Here is a 1,307-nt window from a genome sequence, read left to right as displayed (position 1 = left end):
GGAATGACACGACTTCGGCGGTACGCTTGAGCCCCGCTACATTGTCGGCGCGGAATCACTTGACCAGTGAGCTATTACGCACTCTTTCAAGGGTGGCTGCTTCTAAGCCAACCTCCTGGTTGTCTCTGCGACTCCACATCCTTTCCCACTTAGCGTACGCTTAGGGGCCTTAGTCGATGCTCTGGGCTGTTTCCCTCTCGACCATGGAGCTTATCCCCCACAGTCTCACTGCCGCGCTCTCACTTACCGGCATTCGGAGTTTGGCTAAGGTCAGTAACCCGGTAGGGCCCATCGCCTATCCAGTGCTCTACCTCCGGCAAGAAACACACGACGCTGCACCTAAATGCATTTCGGGGAGAACCAGCTATCACGGAGTTTGATTGGCCTTTCACCCCTAACCACAGGTCATCCCCCAGGTTTTCAACCCTGGTGGGTTCGGTCCTCCACGAAGTCTTACCTCCGCTTCAACCTGCCCATGGCTAGATCACTCCGCTTCGGGTCTAGAGCGTGCAACTCAAACGCCCTATTCGGACTCGCTTTCGCTACGGCTTCCCCACACGGGTTAACCTCGCTACACACCGCTAACTCGCAGGCTCATTCTTCAAAAGGCACGCAGTCACGACTGCATGTGCAAGCACATACAGCGACGCTCCCACGGCTTGTAGGCACACGGTTTCAGGTACTATTTCACTCCGCTCCCGCGGTACTTTTCACCATTCCCTCACGGTACTATCCGCTATCGGTCACCAGGGAATATTTAGGCTTAGCGGGTGGTCCCGCCAGATTCACACGGGATTTCTCGGGCCCCGTGCTACTTGGGTGATTCTCAAACGAGCCGTTGATGTTTCAGCTACGGGGGTCTTACCCTCTACGCCGGACCTTTCGCATGTCCTTCGCCTACACCAACGGTTTCTGACTCGCCGACCAACCGGCAGATTGATCAAGAGAACTCCCACAACCCCGCATGCGCAACCCCTGCCGGGTATCACACGCATACGGTTTGGCCTCATCCAGTTTCGCTCGCCACTACTCCCGGAATCACGGTTGTTTTCTCTTCCTGAGGGTACTGAGATGTTTCACTTCCCCTCGTTCCCTCCACACTGCCTATGTGTTCAGCAGCGGGTGACAGCCCATGACGACTGCCGGGTTTCCCCATTCGGAAACCCCCGGATCAAAGCTTGGTTGACAGCTCCCCGGGGACTATCGTGGCCTCCCACGTCCTTCATCGGTTCCTGGTGCCAAGGCATCCACCGTGCGCCCTTAAAAACTTGGCCACAGATGCTCGCGTCCACTGTGCAGTTCTCAAA

The 1,307-nt window shown here is 56.5% G+C and carries 1 rRNA gene (running past one end of the window); it reads right to left on the bottom strand.

Annotated features, from left to right (window positions below):
* Positions 1-1,274, bottom strand: a 23S ribosomal RNA gene (locus ACZ5WC_RS33120) (its annotated part extends 1,910 nt beyond the left edge of the window); the annotation flags it as partial.
* Positions 1,275-1,307: the final 33 nt, after the last annotated feature.

The organism is Streptomyces sp. NPDC033165, assembly GCF_055577965.1.
Note: the sequence above shows the minus strand (reverse complement) of the source record. Positions and strands in the feature narration are given on the sequence as shown.